Source organism: Pseudoalteromonas sp. XI10, assembly GCF_001469895.1.
Taxonomy (GTDB): Bacteria; Pseudomonadota; Gammaproteobacteria; order Enterobacterales; family Alteromonadaceae; genus Pseudoalteromonas.
This window is the reverse complement of the sequence record NZ_LOPY01000051.1, coordinates 331965-338136: the sequence shown is the minus strand read 5'-3', so window position 1 is coordinate 338136 and position 6172 is coordinate 331965. Positions and strand designations below refer to the sequence as shown.

The window sequence follows — 6172 nt, the reverse complement described above, 5'->3', positions numbered from 1 at the left end:
TTGAGATGTTCCGTAAGCTTCTAGACGAAGGTCGTGCGGGTGAGAACATCGGTGCACTTCTACGTGGTACTAAGCGTGAAGACGTTGAGCGTGGTCAAGTACTAGCTAAGCCTGGTTCAATCACTCCACACACGAAGTTCACTTCAGAAGTATACGTACTTTCTAAAGATGAAGGTGGTCGTCACACTCCATTCTTCAAAGGTTACCGTCCACAGTTCTACTTCCGTACAACTGACGTAACAGGTGACGTACAGTTACCAGACGGCGTTGAAATGGTAATGCCTGGTGATAACATCAAGATGACTGTAGAACTAATCTGCCCAATCGCGATGGACGAAGGTTTACGCTTCGCTATCCGTGAAGGTGGCCGTACAGTTGGTGCTGGTGTTGTTGCAACTATCGTTGAGTAATATCAACAGATAGAGCTCTACAGCTTATAAAAAGGTCGCTTAGGCGGCCTTTTTTAATGTCTGTAGAAAAGCTATCAGCTTTCAGACGTCAGATTAGATTGGTGGAGTTGTTTTGTGCGGTGTCTCACTCAGCATTCGCCCTGTTCACTCTTCGGGTAGGTTGGTTTGAGCGAAGCGAAACCCAACATAATCCATGTAAACCTTTTCTTTGGTAAACCCAAACCATCATAAAGCACTCTCTCGAATAGGCTTGACCTAGAACCTAGAACCTTTACCCTCGCTAACTCGCTAACTCACCCCTAGAACCTAACCCTATTATTTCCTCTAAAACTAATTGCTTACCTTCTTGAACTACTTTTTTGGGTTTCATCATTTCGTCATGAAAACTCACTTTTTTAGTAACAATGCCTTCTTAGTATGGCTGCGCTAATTATCCAAGTGCAGTTTAGTTAGCACTCAAATTCTTAAAATAACGTACTAACGGAACGTAACGATGAAAATTAATAAAATTGCTACTGCAATTGGTTTAACGCTGGCATTGTCAGCGACGGCCAATGCAGGTGTGTTACCAGACAGTCAAAAACAAAATGATTGGTATAATGCTGCTGAAACAAAATTAACAGAAAAAGAGGCGGCGGCTCAGGTTGAGCAAACGTTTAAAGCTAAAAATGTCATTTTATTTGTTGGCGATGGTATGGGTATCTCAACGCTGACTGCATCGCGTATTATGGCGGGGCAAATGGAAGGCAAGTCAGGCGAAGAAGGCTTACTTAGCTTTGAAGAATTCCCTTACTCAGCGCAAATCAAAACTTATAACGTTGATGCGCAAACCCCTGACTCTGCAGGCACAATGACAGCAATTATTTCAGGTGTTAAAACCGATGTAGGTGTAATTGGTGTTAACGAAAATATCGAGCGTGGCGAGTGTGCAACTGTTGCAGGTAATGAGTTAATTACCGCAACAGAGCTGGCTGAAATTAAAGGTCTAGCAACAGGTGTTGTCTCAACGGCGCGTATTACTCACGCAACACCGGCTGCAACGTATGCAAAATCGGCTGACCGTAACTGGGAAGACGTATCAGATATGCCAGCTGATGCTGTGGAAGCCGGTTGTGAAGATATTGCCTCACAACTTGTTAATTTTGAGAAGAACCTAGAAGCACGCTTCGTAGGCACTGACGTAGATGGTCTTGAAGTTGTGATGGGCGGTGGACGTCGTCACTTCCTACCGAAAGATGCAGCGTTCAATTCAGCTGATGCAGTCAGTGAAGTAGAAGGCGACCGAACTGATGAGCGTGACCTAACGGCTGAATGGCAAGAAATGTACCCTGATGGTAAGTACGTTATGGACCAAGCTGGCTTCGATACGCTAAATGCTGACAGCAAACGTGTATTCGCATTATTTAACGAATCACACATGCAATACGAAGCAGATCGCGCTAACGATGTAGCGGGTGAGCCGTCATTATCTGAAATGACAGGTAAAGCGATCGACATCTTAAAGAGCAATGAAAAAGGCTTTTTCTTAACCGTTGAGTCTGGTCGTATCGACCATGGTCACCATGCGGGTAATGCTTATAACGCGTTAAACGATACCGTTGAATTTGCCAAAGCAGTGCAAACAGCAGTAGAGAACACCAACCCAGAAGAAACACTTATTCTTGTTACTGCTGACCACAGCCACGTATTTACTATCGCGGGTTATCCAAAGCGCGGTAATCCAATCTTAGGTCAAGTGGTTGCTATTGGTAGCGAAGAGCCAAGCCTTGCGGCAGATGGTATGCCGTACACCACAGTTGGTTATGCAAATGGTTTAGGTTTTCGCGATTTAGGTGATGAAACTGATGCAGATGCATCATATAGCGAAGCGGCATTTGCAGGTCGTGTTGATCTAACGGGTGTTGATACAACTACGCCTGGTTATCACCAAGAAGCTACCGTGCCATTAGGTTCTGAGACTCATGCGGGTGAAGATATTTCACTTCATGCAAAAGGTCCAGGTGCGCAACTAGCACAAGGCGTTGTGGAGCAAAACGTAATTTTCCACATCATTAACCAAGCTCTAGAACTAATTGAAGAATAATGGCGACGACGATGAAAAAACTAAATTTAATTTCTCTTGCTGTAGTAGTGGCATTAGCGGGTTGTTCTGATGACGATGACAACTCACCAAAAACATTAACCGTTGAAAATACATTAGCTGTTGGTTCTGAGCAGTGCGTAAACGGTGGTACAGAAACCCTAACAGGTGAAGATAGTAACGATAACGGTGAGCTAGACTCAGCAGAAGTAATGGATACAACCGTTGCTTGTAATGCACCAGCAACGTCGTTAACGGCATCGCAATTAGCGCCGTTGACCGATAATGAATGGTTCAAGTCAGCACAAGTTAAAGTCGCTACTAGCGAAGAAAACATTGCTGCCGTTGTAAAAGAGTCTGGTAAAGCGAAAAACGTGATTCTATTTGTTGGTGACGGCATGGGTATTTCAACCGTGACGGCAGCACGTATCATGGCCGGTCAGCTCGAAGGTAAGTTGGGTGAAGAGCATCAACTTAGCTTTGAAACCCTACCGTTCTCAGGGTTTGCTAAAACCTATAACGTTGATGCGCAAACACCTGATTCTGCGGGTACGATGACAGCAATGGCATCGGGCGTAAAAACAGATGCTGGCGTTATCGGTGTTGATGAAGACATCGAGCGTGGTAACTGTGCAACGGTTGCAGGAAATGAACTAGTCACAGCCACTGAGCTTGCTGAGATTGCCGGTAAGTCGACTGGTATTGTTTCGACAGCGCGTATCACTCACGCAACGCCTGCAGCAACGTATGCAAAATCGGCTGACCGTAACTGGGAAGACGTATCAGACATGCCAGAAGCAGCGGTTACCGCTGGCTGTGAAGATATTGCATCGCAATTAGTTAATTTTGAAGCAAACCTAGAAGCACGCTACGAAGGCCTCGATGTTGATGGTTTAGAGGTTGTGATGGGCGGCGGTCGTCGTCATTTCTTACCGAAAGACGCAGCTTTTAACTCAGCTGATGCTGTGAGCTCAGTCGAAGGTGACCGTACAGATGGTCGCGACCTAACTGCTGAATGGAAAGCTAAATACCCAGCAGGTCAATATGTGATGGACCAAGCTGGTTTTGATGCAATCGATGCAGAGTCAACAGAACGCGTATTTGGTTTATTTAATGAATCACATATGCAATACGAAGCAGATCGTGCAAACGATGTAGCTGGCGAACCTTCGCTTGCTGAGATGACAGCAAAAGCAATTGATGTGTTAGATAACAACGCCAATGGTTTCATGCTAACAGTTGAAGCTGGCCGTATTGACCACGGTCACCACGCTGGTAATGCTTACAATGCACTAAGCGATACTGTTGAGCTTTCTAAAGCAGTTCAAGTTGCTCTTGATAAAACTAGCATCGAAGACACGTTAATCATAGTAACAGCTGACCACAGCCACGTATTTACCATTGCAGGCTACCCAAAACGCGGTAACCCAATCTTAGGTAAAGTGGTACCTGTGGGTAGTGATGAACCATCACTTGCAGCAGATAACATGCCATACACAACGGTTGGTTATACAAATGGTGGCGGTTTCCGCGACTTAGGTGATGAGACTGATGCTGATGCAGGCTATAACTTTGCGCCGGTAACGGGTCGTGTTGATTTAACTGATGTTGACACAACAACACCAGGTTTCCACCAAGAAGCCGTCGTACCACTAGGCTCTGAAACACACGCAGCAGAAGATGTGGGTGTGTATGCAGTAGGCCCAGGTGCACATTTAGTAACAGGCACTAATGAGCAAAGTCTTATTTTCCATGTTATGGATTATGCCGCTGACCTTGTTAAACAAGCCGATGCTAAATTAGCACAATAATGAGTGTTTGGGAGGCTCTAAGCCTCCCTTACTCAATTAGTTATAAAGTAAACCAAGACAAAAGAGAATCCCGTGAAAGCAGCCATCTTACTTGCCTCATTACTTAGCCCACTTGCTGTTGCAGGGCAATGCGATATGAACACCGGTTTTACGCAAGCAGACTATACGGTCACAACAGATATAGTTGCTAATAAGCAGCATACTGAAAACACCTTTACCCTTTGGCGTACGCCTCACCAGGTGGCTAAGCAGAATCCACAGTTTGTTGAATTATGGCAACAGTTGCGCAATCAACAAATTCGCCCAATTCGTTATTTTCAGCATGCCCAGCGTGGTATTGAGTATCAACCATCGGAAGTGCAAGGTGAACAAGATTGGAGTAGCAAATATCAGTTAGTAAGTGATAAGTTTTTAGCCTCTATGACGCACCAAAAAAGCTTGGGGGAAGGCTGTGAGCTAACAGAATATTACACACAACAGCAGGGTGATAGCAAAATAGAGCTAAGCTGGCTTGCCAATCAAAAGTTACTCAAAGCAATTCGTATTTCAACACCAACATATAGCCGTGAAATAGCTTTAACAGCCAGTCATCACAACCAGCAAAAGATTCAGGCAGAATTTGCAAAATGGGATAACTATCAAACGACCGATTACGCAGATATCGGTGATAATGAAAGCGATCCGTTTTTAGCTAAAATGATCAACTTAGGGTTTGTTGAGCATGGTGCAAGCGGATTTTATGATGCGCAAGGTAATCAGCTCAAAGGTGAGCATGGCCATCACCACTAATTAATTATTACAATGCCGCTTTTTTAGCGGCATTTTTGTCTCTGTAACTCAGTGCTTCTAGAGCAGTTTATTGTTTGTTTAGTTAAGGCAAAATTACTTATTTCTACGAAGTGTTGCAACTATTGTCTGGTTTGATTGGTAAATTGTGCCATTGTTGCTTAAGTTTAACCAAGGAGGAACAGTCATGACAAAAATAAATACAAAACACCCAGCAGGTACTTTCTGCTGGGCCGAGTTATGCGCGAAAGACTGGCAAGCTGCAAAGCAGTTTTATACGCAACTTTTTGACTGGGGTTTTGATGACCAGCCGATAGGCGAAGATATGTATTACACCATGCTGAAAAAACAAGGTGATGATATTGCCGCTATGTATCAACTGCCAGCAAGTATGAGCGAGATGCCAACCCATTGGTTATTGTACATTGCTGTTGATGATGTTGACCAAAGCACAGAGCTGGCAAAATCATTAGGTGCAACTGTATTGGCAGGGCCGCATGATGTTATGACGGCAGGTCGCATGGTGATGCTACAAGAACCAGGCGGTGCAACATTTGCCTTATGGCAAGCCGGTGAGCATATCGGGGCAAAACGAGTGCAAGAGCTTAACCTGCCTTACTGGTTTGAGCTTGTGTCGAAAGACATGCAAACAAGTCGCGACTTTTATTGTCAGTTATTCGGATGGCAGTTTGAGGTGAAACCAATGGAGGGGATGGACTACACCTTATTTACCATTGATGAGCAACCGATTGCAGGCATGCTTGAAATGACAAATGAATGGCCAGATGATATTCCACCTCATTGGATGCCGTATTTTGCAGTAGCAGATTGCGATCAGGCTGTCGCTAAAGCAACGCAGCTTAATGGGGCTATTTGTGTGCCAGCAACAGATATCCCCGATGTTGGGCGCTTTAGTGTGATTACTGATCCACAAGGGGCCGTATTTTCTATACTTAAATCAACCATTGATGAATTAACTTAAGCTATTGGTTTTTGCCAATCTGTCCCAAGGTATATATATCTAAGCCACCTCAAAATGCACAAACTCGCACCTTGAGGTGGTTTGGGTATAAAAAGCTAATTAA

4 protein-coding genes and 1 pseudogene are annotated in these 6172 nt (G+C 44.4%); all 5 read left to right on the top strand.

The genetic code is table 11. The annotated features are described in order from the left end of the window. Positions 1–410 (top strand): annotated as a pseudogene (gene tuf, locus AUR67_RS15825) (elongation factor Tu); the annotation flags it as partial. A gap of 493 nt (positions 411–903) precedes the next feature. Beyond that, a complete protein-coding gene (locus AUR67_RS15820; protein ID WP_058585978.1) occupies positions 904–2493 on the top strand; it encodes an alkaline phosphatase in 1590 nt (529 codons plus the stop codon). Between the two features lie 11 nt (positions 2494–2504). Next, positions 2505–4301, top strand: a complete 1797-nt coding sequence (locus AUR67_RS15815; protein WP_058585977.1) for an alkaline phosphatase — start codon at positions 2505–2507, stop codon at positions 4299–4301. A gap of 72 nt (positions 4302–4373) precedes the next feature. Beyond that, the gene (locus AUR67_RS15810) at positions 4374–5090 is read left to right on the top strand and encodes a hypothetical protein (protein ID WP_058585976.1); all 717 of its coding nucleotides are present in this window, start codon (positions 4374–4376) and stop codon (positions 5088–5090) included. A 184-nt stretch (positions 5091–5274) separates the two neighbouring features. Next, entirely contained in the window at positions 5275–6069 is a 795-nt protein-coding gene (locus AUR67_RS15805) for a VOC family protein (RefSeq protein ID WP_058585975.1), read from the top strand. Positions 6070–6172: the final 103 nt, after the last annotated feature.